This is a genomic window from Photobacterium pectinilyticum, assembly GCF_024357955.1.
In the GTDB taxonomy this organism is placed as follows: domain Bacteria; phylum Pseudomonadota; class Gammaproteobacteria; order Enterobacterales; family Vibrionaceae; genus Photobacterium; species Photobacterium pectinilyticum.
Window position 1 is genome coordinate 1 of sequence record NZ_JANEYT010000049.1, and the last position, 18,610, is coordinate 18,610.

At 36.3% G+C, this 18,610-nt stretch carries 11 protein-coding genes; 9 read left to right on the plus strand and 2 right to left on the minus strand.

Features of this window, described 5'->3' with window-relative positions; genetic code table 11:
- Nucleotides 1-504: 504 nt before the first annotated feature.
- Both NHN17_RS17750 and NHN17_RS17755 read left to right on the plus strand, forming a co-directional pair.
- Nucleotides 505-2,010: a BNR-4 repeat-containing protein gene (locus tag NHN17_RS17750; RefSeq protein WP_255043997.1), complete on the plus strand. Its 1,506-nt coding sequence runs from the start codon at nucleotides 505-507 to the stop codon at nucleotides 2,008-2,010.
- 526 nt (nucleotides 2,011-2,536) lie between these two features.
- Complete coding sequence (locus tag NHN17_RS17755) at nucleotides 2,537-3,025, plus strand: hypothetical protein (protein WP_255043998.1); 489 nt, start codon at nucleotides 2,537-2,539, stop codon at nucleotides 3,023-3,025.
- A 185-nt stretch (nucleotides 3,026-3,210) separates the two neighbouring features.
- Here NHN17_RS17755 and NHN17_RS17760 read toward each other — a convergent pair whose 3' ends face one another.
- Both NHN17_RS17760 and NHN17_RS17765 read right to left on the minus strand, forming a co-directional pair.
- On the minus strand, nucleotides 3,211-4,728 hold the full coding sequence (locus NHN17_RS17760) for a sulfatase (RefSeq protein WP_255043999.1): 1,518 nt from the start codon (nucleotides 4,726-4,728) through the stop codon (nucleotides 3,211-3,213).
- A 619-nt stretch (nucleotides 4,729-5,347) separates the two neighbouring features.
- Entirely contained in the window at nucleotides 5,348-6,511 is a 1,164-nt protein-coding gene (locus NHN17_RS17765) for a glycoside hydrolase family 88 protein (protein ID WP_255044000.1), read from the minus strand.
- A gap of 288 nt (nucleotides 6,512-6,799) precedes the next feature.
- On the opposite strand from NHN17_RS17765, the gene NHN17_RS17770 reads away from it, so the two are divergent.
- The 7 genes from NHN17_RS17770 to NHN17_RS17800 all read left to right on the plus strand — a co-directional run bounded on the left by NHN17_RS17770 (nucleotide 6,800) and on the right by NHN17_RS17800 (nucleotide 18,405).
- Nucleotides 6,800-8,119, plus strand: coding sequence for a sulfatase family protein (locus NHN17_RS17770; RefSeq protein ID WP_255044001.1), 1,320 nt, complete (start codon nucleotides 6,800-6,802; stop codon nucleotides 8,117-8,119).
- A gap of 81 nt (nucleotides 8,120-8,200) precedes the next feature.
- Complete coding sequence (locus NHN17_RS17775; RefSeq protein WP_255044002.1) at nucleotides 8,201-9,976, plus strand: sodium:solute symporter family transporter; 1,776 nt, start codon at nucleotides 8,201-8,203, stop codon at nucleotides 9,974-9,976.
- A 95-nt stretch (nucleotides 9,977-10,071) separates the two neighbouring features.
- Nucleotides 10,072-12,735, plus strand: a complete 2,664-nt coding sequence (locus NHN17_RS17780; RefSeq protein WP_255044003.1) for an alpha-L-rhamnosidase — start codon at nucleotides 10,072-10,074, stop codon at nucleotides 12,733-12,735.
- 26 nt (nucleotides 12,736-12,761) lie between these two features.
- Entirely contained in the window at nucleotides 12,762-14,429 is a 1,668-nt protein-coding gene (locus tag NHN17_RS17785; RefSeq protein ID WP_255044004.1) for a glycoside hydrolase family 43 protein, read from the plus strand.
- A 423-nt stretch (nucleotides 14,430-14,852) separates the two neighbouring features.
- Complete coding sequence (locus NHN17_RS17790; protein WP_255044005.1) at nucleotides 14,853-15,539, plus strand: oligogalacturonate-specific porin KdgM family protein; 687 nt, start codon at nucleotides 14,853-14,855, stop codon at nucleotides 15,537-15,539.
- Between the two features lie 225 nt (nucleotides 15,540-15,764).
- Nucleotides 15,765-17,450: a GH39 family glycosyl hydrolase gene (locus tag NHN17_RS17795; RefSeq protein WP_255044006.1), complete on the plus strand. Its 1,686-nt coding sequence runs from the start codon at nucleotides 15,765-15,767 to the stop codon at nucleotides 17,448-17,450.
- A gap of 691 nt (nucleotides 17,451-18,141) precedes the next feature.
- Nucleotides 18,142-18,405, plus strand: coding sequence for a hypothetical protein (locus NHN17_RS17800; RefSeq protein WP_255044007.1), 264 nt, complete (start codon nucleotides 18,142-18,144; stop codon nucleotides 18,403-18,405).
- Nucleotides 18,406-18,610: the final 205 nt, after the last annotated feature.

Consider the following 18,610-nt stretch of genomic DNA (forward strand, 5'->3'; position numbering starts at 1 on the left):
ATCACTCAAGAAGGAAAAGCGGATCAAGTGCGATGGATCACAAATGATTTTTCAATGGGGGTCTGGTGAACGGTTACTCGATAATTGTTATCGGTAGATCTGATAAAAACCAGAGATCTGTTGTTATGCGAGGATCTGATTGACCTTCAAACAGGTTTATCATTTTATTTTAATGTTCGTTAATCCCTTACCTGCCGAGCATTCGTTTCGCTAATATCATAAGCATCAGGATGGAATTTTGAGAATTTTTTTTCATTATCTTTATATCATCGAAATTTAAGAACAAAAATATTACATAATAAAAAAATGGACCAAGTGCGATACGTCACATTAAATTGTCAATGGGTACGGGTAAACGCTTAATTGCACTTGGTGCAAATCTTGCCCTGCTAAGGTGCAATCCTAAGCATTAGATCTATACACATTAATGTGCAATATTAATTCTGGAACATCTCTAATTATTAAAGCAATTTAATTCAATAACTTGTATGGAAATGAAGTGTAATGAACAAGAACAAAAAGTTTTTATGTGTAAGTACATTCATCGGCTCAATGTTGTTAATGCCTCTTGGAATTTCCAATGCTTCTGTTGTTTTGGAGAGTGAGATTAAAATAACAGATAATGCTTTGCATTTTGATGGTAACAAAGTGGCTCGTCACGCTGAAGATAACGGCACCGAGACCTATGACTACTTCTTTGGTCCTCAAATATCTGCTCACGGTGACAGTATTAAAACGTACAAAGACTATGTGTTTATGACTTGGTATAAAGGCGGTAAACAAAATAGACAGGTCATGCTATCACGCTATAATACAAAAACAGGTTCAATAAAAACAATAGAGTTCCCCCATCAGCATACAGGCTTCTTAAATCAACCTCATATAGGTGAGTCACATAACACTATTGCTGTTGCCATTAGTCCGATAGACGGTACTATTCACATGCTGTATGACATGCATGCTTATGGTAAAAACCGACCAGAAGATGGAAGCTTAAGTAATGATTACTTCCGATATTCTTATAGTGTCACTGGTGCGGCCGATGTATCTGATGAAGAATTTGCACTAGATAAATTTGTTAAAGATACAAGTCATGTTAGTGAAGGCCCTCATGACTATAAGCATTTAAGCCTCACTGGTAGTATTGATTATGCTAATTATTCGGGCTTAACTTATCCTACTTTCTTTACCAATGTAGATGGCACTATCCTTGTTTACATGAGAAAGGGGGGTAACAATAATGGTGGTTACGTATTTGCTCATTATGATGCAGACAATGGCAAATGGACAGAGTGGAAGCAATTTAATGTATTGAATGCTAAATCCCATGGGAATGACTACAACTGGGGCTTATATGGAAGCATGAAATATGTAAATGATAAACTAAGAGTCGGCTTCCAACAGCGAGCAAAACGCGATGATAAGTTTATCTACCAAAATGGTGTCTACTATGGATACTCAGATAATCCAAGTGGTGATGGTGATTGGAAAAACCACTACGGAAAGAGTATGACATTTCCATTAGTAAACTCCGATGAACTTAAAGTATTTGAGCCAGGAGACTACATTTCACACACCGAGCAAGATTCCGTTCAAATCATACACAATTTTGATTGGACCGTGACGGAGAAAGGCGATATCCATATGATTAGCCTTATTAAGTCAAGAGATAATAAGCGATCTGATTTCGAATTAGTTAATCTCCATTCATACAAACCGGCTGGCGATTCAGAATTTACTATCACTTCAGATTTTGCTGGGGCGACAAATATCCACACTTCAGGTGAAAACATTTACATTATTGGTTTAAATCAGAGTGGTAGACCTTATGTTGAGAAAGCAAAAGGTGGTACTAACGATTTCGAAAGAGTTTATGAAGCTAACTCTGGTAAAATCTTTACCCATGGTAAAGTTCATATTAAAGATGGAAAGCTATATTACTATCTGATGGAAAGTTTAAAAGGTACATCGCGACCATTACACTTACAAATAATTGACTTAGATGTTTAGAATTATAAAAATATTTTTTATGAGAGCCAGTGGTCTAATTAATACTTGTTGTATCTTTATCAATTAGTTCAGAGTAAACATATTCTCCGCCCCAAGCTTCCAAGGGGCGGAGATCTTTACCTCTTTCTTGCTCGTGGCTATAAGCTTGTTTGTTTAATGCTTTATGCATATGCGACTTATTTGTCAAGCGTGTTATCAGAAAAACAGTAAAAATTTGAAAAAAGATTATCTTTATAGGTATGTCGTCAATATCGATTTACCATCAATACGCATCATAACCAGCCCACACGCAGCAACCAACCATTTTAGCTATACATCTGTTTATATATCTCATTAAGCATAATCTGATATGGACAGCTACTAGTTAATAATTGTAATGGCTGCATTCTTTTTTAGCTAATTCATAGCAATAAAGTGCGCATTAATCTTGATTACGTAAAAGAAGATGCTTTTGTGTGACATTGCATATTGAAGCCTAAGTATCACAAGGTTAATATTCATATAAATAAGGATAAGGTGAATTTTCATGATTAAAAAAGTGCTATTATCTGCATTGTTGTGTATTGTTATTAATTCCTCTTACGCTTCTGATTGGAATACTGAAATTGTATCTTGGGAAGAGGAATACCCATTGAGTACACATTCTTTTAAAATTAAGGGTGAAGATTTAAGTATTGCAACAGCTGTTGGTGCAGAGGTAATTCGTTCTCATCAAGGCACTCAACGTCTTTACATCAACTTTTATATAATGAATGAGGCAGATGCTTGCAATCCATCTGATACCCCTCGAAAAGCAACAATATTAGTAAATAACCAACCCATACAAATGTCACAGTTCTGTCATTATAAAAATGAAGTATCTATGCTACAGACTACTGCACTATCTGATAAAGGAGTCAATTTTATTATTAATGCTTTCCGCAATTCTCAAGATACTGTGCGAATTAAATATGGGTCATTTGACGCGGATCTTTCTGCAGTTGGCTTTACTGAAGCATGGGGTCAAGGTAATTAAAAACCTTATTTGGGTTGATGACGTATCAACCCGAATATTTCTAGTAATACTTTCCGTTGGATAATGGAATGAATACTATACAGACACTTATCGAAACCTGTAAAAACGTATTAAGAAGCAAAGAGCTTAAATAGTTAATGATTAAAAAAGGGCCCCCATCTAGGTGGCCCCAAAAAGTCACATTTTTATTGGGCGGCATTATTCTCAAGAACTGGCCTATCGTTAAAAGATGGTGCATCTAGTGGGTACTGTCGGTATAGCATTTTTTGTAACCGTGCTTCAATATCTGAATATTTTGCTTGCCCTGCAACATTCTCTACTGCGATGTCAGATTTATCGTGTAAGTAAAGTTCTTTTGATAGAACTTCTTGTGTTTCCGATATGCGCCATTCAGAGTAGCGCCACGTACCATCCGTAACCGATACGCCCATTTTTGCTTTTGCTTCTTTGGCAAATACACTATAAGCAGCATCAGCCCATTCCATATCTGGAGATTCAAGTAATGGAAGTAAGCTTTGACCATCGAGTACCGGCATAGGTAAGTTGGTTGCTTCTACAATGGTAGGGAATATATCAAGATTTTCAACTAAAGCATTTGAAATCACCCCGTCTTGACGTTTCTCGTAATTTTTTTCACGGCTAATAATTAGTGGAACGCGAGTATCCAATTCCATGTTACTGTGCTTATTCCACGCACCGTACTCTCCTAGTTTGTAACCTTGGTCACTCACGAAAACGACCATAGTATTTTTTCGCAAATCCAAATCTTCAAGGGCATTCATCACGCGACCTAACTGTGCATCCATATAACTGACTGTTGCCGAATAAGCATGGATAAGCGTTTTAGTACCTTCATCATCAACATAACCTTCCTTAGGTATCCCTCCATAACTTCGTAACTCGTTCCAATTAGTAAGGGCTAGTTCCGGCATGTTATCTGGTGTAGCTCGACTCGGAACTTCAAACTGATCATGTGAGTATAAATCCCAATATTTTTTTGGGGCATTGAAAGGCAAATGAGGTTTGCTGAATCCAACTACCATCAAGAATTTATCATCTTTAACTTGCTCTAAGATATTAACAGCATCATTAGCCACTTTACCATCTTTATAAAAATCATCGTCAACATCACCGGCTTCATAAGCGTACTTAGCTTCCTCATTGCCAGGGATAGCATAGAAGTTCTTAAGTTTCTCTATGTGTGTCGTCCAGTTCTCTTGATCATCAGAGGAAGTATGATAAACCTTACCAATGCTGATAGTTTTATAGCCATTTTCTTTAAAGAGTTGAGGCATAGAAACCACGTTAGGCTGATTTGGACGTAACATACCGCTTTTATCAATAGTGTATAGCCCAGTGGTTTCTGGACGTAAACCAGACAGCATACTTACCCTTGAAGGTCCACAAATGGCTTGTTGAGCGTACGCTTTATTGAATTGAACACCCTCGCTTGCTAATTTGTCAATATTTGGCGTTTTGATATATTGGTTACCATAACTTCCGACATCGACTCGCAAATCATCTATAAGAAAAATCACCACATTAGGTGATTGTGTTTGTGTTGAATCGATCGAAACACCGGCGTAAACGTCTTGCTGACTATAGAGACCAGCAGCAAGACAGAAAACAGTCTGTACTGCGCATTTGACTGATATATTATTAAACTTGTTTGGTCTTTTTATGCGCTGTTGATTTTTCATCATACAAAATATCCCAGTTGTTAATGATTAGGTAAAAGAGTAGTGGAAAGCATAAGGCTGTTTACTTACTTAAAAATTATTAATGTAGATAATCTACTAATCAGATAATTATCAACATTAACTAATTATCAATTGATAACGAGTTGAATTATTTGTAATTAAAATCATTTAATTAAAAGCAATATATCACTTTAAATTGTATTTTTCCGTTATAGTTTTTGTTTTTTAAATAAATTTTTATCTTCATGATGGTTTATGTGATTTGTTTTTAGTTTTAGTGATAGTTAATGCAATATATTTAAATGCTTTGTATTAATTCCTTATAATTTTTTTAATTTAACTTCAAATTTGGATTGTACAATATGAATAGATAAGTTGGCTGAGAGATGCTTGTGCTAAAACGGTAAATAACATTAAAGTTATTATATTATGTAATTTATAATGATTAGATTATCAATCGTAATGATATTATGGAAGAGGTAAAAATGATTAGAAACTAGATGAATAATTGAAGTTGCAGGTGATAATTTTATAATTACTGATACGAGTTTTTAGCTCGTATCAGTAATTAATATATTAGTAACAGTAAACTAGTAAATATCTAAATTTAAAAAAATTACTCTTACCAGTATGTGTTCCAATCTGTACTTTTACGAATCAATGCTTCAAGGAAAAAGTAATCTCCCCAAATGCAGAACTCATCAATACCTCGGCCATCGGGTTTAGCATATGTTCCATGCAGCAAAACGCCATATTCATTATCATTTTCACTGATGTATGAATTCGACAAGTTTAAGATTGCTTGTTCAATAAAACTCTCATATCGAGCTCTATCTTTGTCTTCTTTAGGTAGGTGCTTCAATAACTCTTGCAAGCCACAAAGGAAGATAGCGGTTGCTGAGCTGTCTCTTGGTTCATCACCACTTGTAAAGGTTAAGTCCCAATATGCAACTAAGTCTTCCGATAGGTTATCGAGAAAGTAATCGGCAAGCTTTTTCGACATCTCAATTAAACTGTAATCATCAGTGTGCTTGTAACTTAGTGCTAATCCGTAAACTCCCCAAGCTTGACCTCTAGCCCATGTTGAGTCGTCTGATAAACCTTGGAAAGTTCTACCGCCAATGGCTTCACCGTTGTTCTTATCAAAGAAGTATGTATGGTGTGTAGAGAAATCATCACGAATAATATGCTTGTTTGATTGCTCCAAGTGACTTAATGCTATGTTGCGATACTTAGGGTCACCAGTAACATCAGTTGCCCAATAAAGAAGTGGGAGATTCATATTACAATCAATGATCATTCTAATTTTATGATTAGGATCATTTACATTTCCCCAAGCTTGAATCACTTTAGCTTTATCATGGTAACGTCCAATAAGGACATCAGCAGCTCTAATAGCCAGCTCTTTAGCTTTCTGATTATCTGAAATTTTATATGGAGCAAGACAAGAGAGTGTATATAGAAAGCCCATATCATGCGTTTCTAAGCATATCTTTTTATCCAGTCTCTCTTCGAACTTTTCCATCAATGACTCACCAAGATTACGGTACTTGTCATCTTGCGTATACTCGTAAGCTAACCATAAAAGTCCTGTCCAAAAGCACGTTGTCCACTGAGTATTGTCAATCTTTGGGTACACTAAGTTCTCACTAGCAGATGCCGGAAATCCATCGTGATAAACCGTCATCATAAGATCAACTTTCTTAAGAACACGCTGAATTGACGTATCTAAAAAATCAGAATTTGAAAAAGTCTGATTAGGTGTATCAACCTCAATGGTAGTCATTACTTATATCTCTCTAATTAGTTAAATTTAAGTTGTCATTATGAAACAAATTATGCTTTCATAGATTATGAACATCAATTATGTTTTCTACAATATACATTATAGTATTTTATATCTGTGGTTTTGCTCACGTAGATTAATATCGTTTTTTTTCACATCAATAAATTGTGGTTTAGCTCTCAGGATTTTTAGTAAATTTATACTTTAATTAAATAGTGGTTTGATTGAGATAATTATTATTATCAGACTCTGCATTAATTGAATGTGTTATTTTGGGAACTATTACCAATGAAAAAGAAAAACGTCATTATATTCTTTACTGATCAGCAAAGATTTGACACCTTGGGTGTTCACGGAAATCCAATGGATTTAACACCTAATTTGGATTATGACGCTGTTAGAGGAACGCATTTTGAAAATGCTTTCACGCCTCAACCTGTTTGCCTTCCTGCTCGATCATGTTTGCAAACCGGTAAATATGCATCAGAAACATGTTGTAATACTAATGGTGATAGTTTATCTCCAGATGAAAAAACATTAGCTCATTATTTCGGCGATGCGGGTTACAAAACTGGCTATTTTGGCAAATGGCATCTTAATGCTTCATGCGTAGGCCCCTTTGAAAAACCTCAAGGCGGCTATCAAACTTGGAGAGCTGCAAATATACCTGAATTTGTTTCAGATGCTTATCAAACAGTTGTATTTGATGAAAAGGGTGAGGAGCTAAAACTTCCTGGTTATAGAGTTGATGCGATAGTCGATGAGGCTATTCGATATATCGATAATAATAAAGACGAACCCTTCTATATGATGGTTTCATTATTAGAACCCCATATGCAAAATCATCGTGACGATTTTCCAGCTCCCACTGGTTATAGCGAACGCTATCTTGATAATTGGACACCACCAGATCTAAAAGCATTAGGTGGGACAAGTGCTTCACATTTGCCGGGATACTATGGGATGGTCAAGCGTATAGATGAATCTTATGGTCGTATCAAAGATGTGCTAAAGAGCTTAGATTTGCTGGATGACACTATCGTTGTGTTTACATCAGATCATGGTTGTCATTTCAAAACTCGCAATAATGAATACAAACGCTCATGTCATGATGCTTCAATCCGAATTCCAATGGTTTGGACTGGAGGGCAGTTTACTCAAGGTGGACGTTTCCCTAATCTTGCTAGTTTAGTTGATGTACCCCCGACATTACTTGATGCGTGTGGTATAGAAATACCTGAAGAAATGACGGGACAATCCTTACTGCCTTTAGTTGAAAGGAAAGAGGCAGATCTAAAAAAACATGCTTATATTGAGATTAGTGAATCACATGTAGGTCGTTGTATTAGAACAGCCCGTTGGAAATATAGTATACGTCAAACTGATAATGATATTTATGTTGATGATTTCCTATACGATTTACAGGCTGATCCATATGAACTAGCCAACTTAATTGGTTATGAATCTCACCAAAAAGTCGTAGATGAAATGCGAAGTTTACTATATTCGCAATTTAAGGAGATAGGGCACGATATTCCTGAAATTATTGATGCACCGTCAAAGAAATCTGTTCAAAGAAAAGTTTACGATTACGAAGTTAAGTTATAGTTTATAAATATATATTTACTATAGTTTCAATATTAATTTTTATTTGTGATAACGTTTTAATTAAAGTCTTGAGAGGGAAATATGATAGATATTGCAATACTACTCGTTTATTTTGGTTTCTTAATTGCTATTGGTTGGTCATTTAGAAAGTTCAGTTCTAACACCAGTGATTATTTTAGGGGCGGAGGTAAAATGCTGTGGTGGATGGTTGGTTCCACATCCTTTATGACCGCAGTAAGTGCAATGACCTTTACTGGTCATATGGGCAAAAGTCTAACAGGAGGCTTCGCCGTTGCGATTGTTGTTTTCTATGCCTCCGCACTTGGTTTTTTATGTAACTACCTATTCTTTGCGGCTAAAGCTCGACAAATGCGAGTTATTACGCCCTTAGAAGGTGTTAGGATGCGTTACGGTCGTATAAACGAACAGATCATGATGTGGTCAAGAATGCCTTTGGGTATTCTTCAGGCGGCTATTTGGGTGAATGCACTTGGGGTATTCGCAAGTGCTGTAGTCGGGGTGCCATTAGAAGTGACGATTGTCGTCACTGGCGGTATCGTAGTCTTTATGTCTTTAATCGGGGGCAGCTGGGCCGTTATTGCATCAGACTTTATGCAAATGGTGATTCTAACTGTTATGACGTTGGTGACTGGAATGGTAGCCCTTTGGAAAGGGGGCGGTGTCGTTGAGCTCATGTCAAATGGTCTTCCAGAGAATCCAATCATTGGTGATGGTTACAATTACACCTACCTCTTTGTGGGTTGGTTCCTTTGTATGTTTATCAAGCAGTTCTTAACGACGAACAACATGTTGAGTTCGTACCGATACATCACAGCAAAAGATACAAAAAATGCTCGAAAAGCGGCATTGTTAGCTGCGTCATTAATGTTAGTTGGTCCTTTAGTTTGGTTCTTACCTGTATGGTTCGTCTCTGGCCATTACCCTGATCCTTCAACGTGGGGTCTTGACGGTCTAGGAAACAAAGTGACAGATGCAACGTATTACATTTTTGTAAAACGTGAAATGCCAGTGGGTATGATAGGTCTGCTACTTGCTGCTATCTTTGCTGCGACGATGTCATCAATGGATTCTGGTTTGAATGGAAACTCTGGTATTGTTATTAAGAGTATTTACCAACCTTACATCAAAAAAGATGCTTCAGAACAACACCTTTTGAAAGTAGGGAAGATGCTGACTGCAGCGTTCGGGGTCGTGATTATTCTATCAGCACTTGGACTATCATCACTCAGACAATATGGTTTGTTTGATTTGACGATGCTAATTAATACACTAATTGGTTTTCCAATTCTTATTCCTGCTCTGTTGGGCATCTACGTTAAGAAAACACCAGAGTGGGCTGTCGGCGGTACTATCTTGGTCGGTATGTGTGTATCAGCAATAATTGCTTTTGTTATTACACCAGAGATGATTGCTAGTTTCTTAAACTTAGATCAGCCATTGACGAATCGTGAGTTTACAGAAATGAAGTCAGTGACTCTCGGTGTTGTTGGACACGGGTTGATTACTCTGCCGTTCTTTGTCTGTACGCAATTCTTCTACAAGGGCTTGTCTCCTGAGCGTGAGAAGAATATTGAGCAGTTCTTTACCAATATTGATACTGAGGTTGTTGTTGAGGATACGGCGGATAGTATTGAGTTAGATAACAGGCAGAACAAGGTACTAGGAAAAATGCTTCTTGTTGCTGCGGGATTCATCTCATTACTTACGTTGGTACCTAACCCTATGTGGGGGCGTTCGCTATTCCTCATCATGTCTTTGATTGTCGCAGGAATTGGTTTCGCCTTACTTAAGGCGGTTAAAGAACCAGAATGCAAGGTTACGATGGCTACGGATTAACGTACAAGAATTATTCGTTAATTAAACCTGGAGCACATATATGTAATTTTATATGTGCTCCAAATTTCGCAAGTAAATATAATGAAGAGTGAGTGATGAATATGTTAAATATAGAAAGTCTATACATTAATAACTTGCAAGAAGTTAATTGTGTAGAGTCTTTACCTAACTTAACGTGGAAAGTGAAGGCAACTCACCGAGATGAGAGTCAAATTGCATTTCAGTATCAAGTCTCAACTGAAAATGACTTTTCAAAAATAATTTTAGATTCTGGTCGACAAGAAAGTGACAGAAGTGTAAATGTAAAAATTAACTTGGAAAATTTTGATTTTTCACAACGATATTTCGTCAGAGTTAAGTGTTGGAACAACTACAATCAGGAATCTGATTGGAAGCAGTCAAGCTTTATATCAGGGCTCAATAAAAATAATTGGCAAGCAAAGTATATTCGTTCAAGTCTGGAAGAGACTAACTATGAACAGCAGGGGATATACTTTAGAAAGAACTTTGCTGTTGATAACCTCAATGAAGTTGAATCAGTCATGATTCATGCGACAGCGGGGGGGATATATCAAGCATATTTAAACAATGAAGAAATTATAGATGGTGTTTTAAAACCGGGTTTTACCAGCTACAAAAAAAATCATCTTTACCAAACTGCAGAGATTACTAATAAGATCTCGAACGATAATACAATCGTCTTTCACGTAGGACCTGGATGGTACTGTGGACGGTTGGGATGGCTAGACGATAGTGCCCTTTATGACGTTGTGCCCGGCATGATTTGTCAAATTATTGTTCGGTATAAAAATGGGACAAAAGAAGTTATCCCTACTGATGATTCATGGAAATGGTCAGAATCACCGGTTGTTTTTTCAAGTATCTATGATGGTGAAACATATGATTCTAGAAAAGAGATAGGTTTATGGAGCGAAGCATCAGAAGACAATGCTTCTTGGGTGAGTTGTATATCGGTTAATTTTGATTTAAATGTATTAAAGCCACAGGATGCGTGCGTTGTCGAACGAATAGAGACAATTAGCGCTAAGTCTATATTTGAAAGTCCATGTGGTGAGACCATAGTCGATTTCGGCCAGAATATGTCAGGTCTTATTGAGTTTGAAGTAGCTGGTCAAGCAGGGGATGTTCTGACAATTGAACATTTTGAGGTGCTTGATAAAGAGGGCAATGCTCATATCGAAAATCTCCGCACGGCTGGACAAAAAAATACATTTATTATTGGACCAAAGAAGCGATATTCGTATAGTCCACATTTCACATTCCAAGGCTTTCGCTACGCAAGAATTAGTAAATCATCGCCAGAGATAGCGATCAGTAACATTGAAGCTATCGTTATTCATTCTGCATTGGAACGAACAGGTCACTTTGAAAGCTCTAATTCGCTACTGAATAAGTTACACGAAAATATCCGTTGGGGCATGAAAGGAAATTTTGTAGATATCCCTACAGACTGCCCTCAACGTGACGAGAGGTTGGGTTGGACTGGAGACGCTCAGATCTTCTCTAAGACGGCCTGTTACTTGTACGATTCAAAGAGTTTTTTCACTAAATGGCTTGTAGACGTATCTTGTGATCAACTGTCTGATGGAGGGATACCTTTTGTTGTTCCTGATACATTGACAGGTAGAGTAGACTCTCACCCTTTTTTCAAAAAAAGTACGCACTCTTCCGCTGGATGGGGTGATGCTATTGTGATTATTCCTTGGCAACTTTACCTTATGTATGGTGACAAGGAAGTGCTGGAAAATCACTATCAATCGATGTGTAAGTATCTCGAATTTGTTGAGAGCAAATCTCACGATTATGTTTACGATTATGAGATTCAATTTGGCGACTGGTTAGCGTTAGATGCAGAGAAGGGCAGCTTCTTTGGAGGTACCCCAACAGCGTTTACAGGTACAGCATATTTTGCCTATTCGACCAAACTACTAGGTAAAATATCTGAAATATTAGGTTACTCAGCGAATAGTGATTACTACAACTCTTTGTCTGAAAGGATCAGACAGAAATTTGTATCTGAATTCGTTGGTAACGATTGTGAACGTTTACCACAAACTCAAACATCACATATTTTGCCACTGCATTTTAACCTAGTATCAAATGTTCAGAAAAAGAAAATCGCTTCTGGGTTAGTCACATTGATTCAAAACAATAATGGTCATTTGAACACGGGATTTTTAGGTACACCGCACATATGTGAAGCGTTAAGTGATAACGGCTATAAAGATGCTGCGTATGAACTATTACTACAAGAAACTTATCCGTCTTGGTTAAATCAAGTGAAATTAGGTGCCACAACCATTTGGGAACATTGGGATGGTATTCAAAACGACGGAAGTCTCAGAGACCCGGGTATGAATTCGTTCAACCATTATGCATACGGAGCAGTGGGGCAGTGGCTATACAGCAACGTTTTAGGTATTCGTTCTATAGAGTCTAATCCTGGTTTTAAGAAATTTAGAGTCAGCCCATTACTTAGTTCAAGGCTAAGTTATGCTTCGGGTCAATATTCTACTTGTTATGGTGAGATTAAAGTTTCATGGGTCTGCCTTAGTGAAAGTGATTATGAATTAGAAGTGGAAGTACCATTTAATTCTCAAGCTATTGTTTCTATACCAGAATGTTGCATAAGCCGCGTAGATGGTTTTTCTATAAATAACCGTAATGAATTAATTATTGGTTCCGGTAAATATAAGTTACATGTGACCTCATTGGTCAAAGAAATGACATTTAATTAAATTATTAGAATTGGAAGTAAAAGATTATGTTAGATAATAAATTTGGTAGTTGGGGTGATCAAGGTGATGGGACTTATATTAACCCTGTATTAAATGCTGATTATCCAGATTCTGATATTGAGCAAGTAGGTGATACTTATTACATGATCACATCAAAACAACATATGTCACCAGGGATGCCGATATTGGCCTCGAAGGATATGGTTAACTGGAGTAATGTTGGTTTTGGGTTTAATCGTCTATCTTGGGCTCCCGAATATAACTGGGATCGAATGAATGGGTACTCATTTGGCGTATGGGCTGGAGATTTAGCTTATAATGACGGTACTTGGTATATATATCAAATTGATTATAACCACGGGTTGATGGTCACTACAGCAAAAGATATCGCTGGGCCATGGAGTGAACCAAAGATATTGTTAGATACAACGCATGTAATGGATGATCCTGCGGTATATTGGGATAAAGATAGTCATAAAGCTTATGTAATAGTTAATGCTGGCGTTAAACCAGAAAATCTAGATGAAGAATCTCCGGTAAACACAAATGTAATATATGAAATGAGCTGGGATGGATTGTCAATTCTCGATCAAGGTAAAGAGGTTTATTCTGGTATTGGTGCGGAAGCCGCGAAAATTTATAAGTTTAACGGTTATTGGTACATTTTTATCGCTGAATGGACAATAGGCGATAGCTCAACTGGTCTTGGCGTCAAAAATGCTAAAAACGATAGAAAGCAAGTTGTTTTGAGATCATCTGATAGTATTTATGGCCCTTATGAAAAAAAGGTTGTTCTACAAAAAGGTAGCAACTTTGGCGGTAGAAGTGCTAGTCAAGGTGCATTACTTCAAGCGCCGGATGAATCTTGGTGGTATATGCATCAACTCGTTCAGAATGACGATGATCCTTTTCAGGGAAGAGTTCAATGTTTAGAGCCAGTAAACTGGATTGATGACTGGCCAATTATTGGTATAGATGAAAACGGTGACGGCATTGGTGAACCAGTTAAGCGATACAGGAAACCAATAAATGGGTTCCCAGTTCAAGCGCCTCTCAGTGATGATGATTTCTCAACAGATACACTTGGACCTCAATGGGAATGGAATCATGATCCAAGGGATTCTCACTGGTCATTAACTGATAATCCAGGCCATCTGCGTTTAAAAGCCAGTAAACTTGTTCCCAATGGTGACGGTTATGGGCCCAAAACAAACCAATGGACAAATAGCAATGGTGCTAGTTCAGATTTTTGGCGAGCATGTAACACGTTAAGTCAGCGAATTATGGGGACTTCTCATGGGGTCGCTGAGGCAAAGATAAAGCTACAGGGGATGAAACCACATCAAGTTGCCGGCCTAGTTAGGTTTGGTGGTGTTTTCAATCTTATGGGTATTAAAGTTTCCGAATCGGGTGTTCATAATTTATTTTTTATGAACACAAAAGGTGAAGAAGTTGAAGGAGACGTTGTAGACTCTGAACATATTTATATCCGAACGACAAACAATGGAAACTGTGCGTTCTTTGAATATAGTTTGGATGGCAAAGTTTATAAGTATTTTGGCCCTCAATTTGAAATTGCGTTCGGAAATTGGACGGGTGATCGATTGGGTTTCTTCACATGGAATGATGTTGAAGAGAATGGTTATATTGATGTTGAATCGTTCACTTATGACTATGATGGTCCTAAAAGTTAAATAAAAAAATTTTTATATTTTATCCCAAAGTTCAAACATTGAGCTTTGGGATATTGTTTTTCACGTAAAACATCATATGGATATGAAAATTATAATTTTTCATGTTAATAATACCGATACTAATGCTAGTGATTACTTTTTAAATCATATATCTATATTTGATTTTGGCGGTTAATAAAAAATAAATAGTATTTAGTTAGTTAAGAACATAACTTGCATTTTGTTATGTCATTATTTGCTAATAATATTGTGATTTATCTATTGAAAATAAATATCTGAGCAATTCCACAAAAATTGAATATAGTAATGAATGTTATCATAAGTTAAGCAATAATAACCTTAATGAATACTGATGGAGTTTTCTGTTTAACACTTTATTTTAGTTAGTGAAATATTATAATTTAAGGATTGAAAGGATTTAAAATGAAAAAAACAAAAATTTTTGTGCTAGCACTCACTTCTATGATCGCTAGTACTTCAGTATCTGCGGCTACTTTGATGGTGCGTCAGGAACGCCTTCATGATGCATATAATCCAGTAGATAAAAATGCAACAATGTTTAAATTGACTGGTAGTGTTGATAAAACATTTTTTGCTGTGCAAGCGATATTGAAAGGTGAAAACCCTAATTCTTATGCGACGTCAAATAATGAACTTCAATTAGGATATCGTTATTATGTAAATGATAAACTCCTATTGATTCCTAAAATTGATGCAACAGCAGTTTCTACTGGCATAGGATATAAACCTCAACTTGGTATTGTGTCAAATTGGGGCGGTGGGTTTTCAACAGAATTTAAGTACAAGCATGAGTTTTTTGTTTCAAAGAATGGTAGAGATAGTGACCAAACAAAAAGTCAATATCAAGTTAACTTAAATTACGCTGCAACAGAGAATCTTCGTTTTGGCTTGCAGTATGATTACCATCGCCGTGTAGTTGGTGGTGCGCTATGGGATAATGAAAAATATAAACATGAAATTGAAGCCAAGTCGTACTATACAGTTGCAAAGGGATTGACACCGTTTGTCACGTTTTCGGCAGTTCCGGTACACCCAACTTCAGACGATTATCAATTACGTAGTCGTGTAGGTGTCTTATACAGTTTTTAAACATTTCTCAAATGATGATGTTTCTATGGTATTTAATAAAATAAATATTATTAGTGATGAAGTTGAATTGTAGTTTAGGCCACCTACTGATGTAGGTGGTTTTGTTGTTGTAAATAATATATTTCATCTTAGATTCTTAGTCATTTTCTAACTCAATTATTGATTATATTTAATTATATCGTGTCACTATGTTGCGCCTACCTAAATTATAAAGTGGTAATTTATATGAAAGATAATTTTAATTTATTGATGTTTGCAGCGCTATTGTTGCCATATTCTAATATTTGTCAAGCAGAACAAGAACACAATAACCCTCAAGCTATTTATGTAGACTATACTGATTCATCTAGTTCAATTGGTGAATTGTATGACTTTTTTGATGTTAGTGTAAGAACAGAAAGAGGTAATCCAGTAGAAAAACCAGCAACGTTGGGTCGTAAAGCTAAAGTAAACACAGTTAGAATGCTTGGTGGTTGGTATAATCAAGATCTTACTGCAGATACGTACCAGTGGGATGGTAAGAATTTTGTTTATAACTTTGATGCAGCAACAGAGCGTATCGATAAGTGGTTAGATAATGATTGGGAAGTTTTTCAAATTGTGTTGGATAATCCACCTTGGGCATTCCAAAAAGGATACAATTTTGTTGACGAGCCAGACGGTGTCAATTATTTAAAGAAAGATCGTGTAGGCGTTTATGGTAATGGTTTACCGCCTGTAGACGCTAAAGTGTGGAATCAATATATTCAATCTTTTATTAGTCATTTAATTGATAAGTATGGTAAAGAGCAAGTCGTTAGTTGGCGATTTAGAGTTGGTTCAGAAATTGACACACGTCCCCAGCATTGGTCTGCGACTCGTCAAGAATTTTTTGACCACTATGAGAATACTGTAAATGCTATTCATTCAGTTTTACCTACTGCAACAGTAGGAGTGCATTTTAGGGAGGCAACACATAAGAGTAACTATGTGGACTATAAAGGAAATAAAGAGGATGCGTATGCCCCTTATTTTGTAAGTTGGGCAAAATCCAATAATATTCCTTACGATTTCTTAGCTATTTCGTATTACCCTATGGTAGCACACCCTGATCATATGGATATGGATGTGGTTTATAACAGCGAGATTGCGCCAATACTCGAACATAAAGACTTCAATAAAAACGCTAGTTTTGAAATTCATGAATTTAAGTACATAGTCGAGATGAAACGAGCTGGCTTTTCTAGTGTTGAATCATCCCATGGTTCGGCTTTCTTCGCCATGTTTTCTAAGATGATGTTAGAAAATAAGATTGACAGGCTTTTTCAGTGGGGAAATGTTAAGAGAGACGGGTTCTATAATTCTGAAGCTTTAACACAGTTAGCTCTTATCAGCATGGTTGGTAATGATATGTATTCTAATCGTGTCGAAGGTACCTCAAAGTTAGATGGTAACGTTGTCGATGGAATTTTTACAAAACGATCTGATGATAGTGGATTTGATTTGTTAATGTTTAATTTTAATAAAAATGATTTCAGTTATCAAGATGATGAACCATTTAGCATGAGCCTTAAAGTTGATAGGTCGACAGGGAGTTCATTTCGTTACCGTGTAGCACAAATTGATAAAAGTAATAATAGGGAGCAGATGTTCTTAGCTGAACATGAACGTTCTAACATTCCTGTAAGTCAAGGTGGATGGAAAAAAGAGGGGATCCACGAGTTAACTCCTATTGCAGATGCTTTAAATGATGAAGGTAAGGCAGTATTCAATGATGTTAAGCTCAAGTACTCTGATGCTAATGACTTACAATGGAGTGAATGGAAGCACTCAAAAACAATCAGTGATTCCCAATCCGGCACAATGATCAAAATTTCTAATAAAATCCCTTCATTTTCAGTACAAAAGTATGAAATCATATGGGATAAGTAGCTGTTTAATTTGGTTAATCGATTTTTCTAACTTCACTATCAGTTAGTTATTTTCGATATGCACTAGTTAAATTGAATCTATGTTCTTGGTTAGTCTGAATTCGAGCTAATATTCTGATGTATATTGAATTTCAGACTATCCAAGATTTTTTCTCGTATGCAACAACTATCATCTATCATCAAAGCACCTCAACGTTTTTTGTAAAACGGCTTGTTATGAATGTATTCGTTGTATCTAATTTGGCGGTCTTTTACATTCGAAAGTAATTGATTATATTAATTTTTATCAAATTTCACCTATCGTATCCAACATGACATTCAGCACTATACTATCAAAATGAGCACATTTCCCTGGAGACACCATAGACTAAGTGACTCACAAAACAAACCAGCAGTCCACACACAACTGAACTAATCAATGGTTAGCCTCTATTATGGAAGTTTCATATATTGTTAATCTTATTGTTTAACTGCTTTTTATTTAATATTTACCTGATTTATTGTGTGCTTTACATGATTAGTATGAAAACGCAGATATTAAGTAAACGGGCTAATGCAGATTTTTACCCTAATGGAGCGTATTTTTGCTCGTTATCGCTCTGATTGACTTAATAAATAAAATTTCTTTTGCGTAAACTGTCACATGGTCTACGTTTACCAGCGAGACCACATGAAACACAGGAGAAATGACGATGAAGATAAAAATAATAACTGCTTGTATTTTCGGTTTGATGTCAGTAAGTGCATTCGCCATGTCTGATCAGAAGGTCTGTGAGGAATATGGTATAGCTATTGCATCAAATAATACTGAGGGACAAGTCCAATTTTTGTCCGAACTGAATTCTCGCGTAGAAAATGGGTTATGGACGTTAGATTCAAAACAATGTAATGACTACATTGAAGAAAGTAAACATGAGTATAACTTAGTCTTAGCGTTACATACTTGGTCAGATTAAGTTGTACTGATTCAGAGTGGATCTGACAGTTACCGAGTTTACTCGGTAACTGTCAAATTAGATTTTAATCTTTCCGGGTTATTTCGTTCAGTAATATTTACTGTTCTTCCATCTATTCGTGCTATTAATTTAGAATGTTGGTTAACGAGACTACAGCATTTTAATCTTCTGTTAATCGGCATTCGAGAATTTATAGCTAATGTAG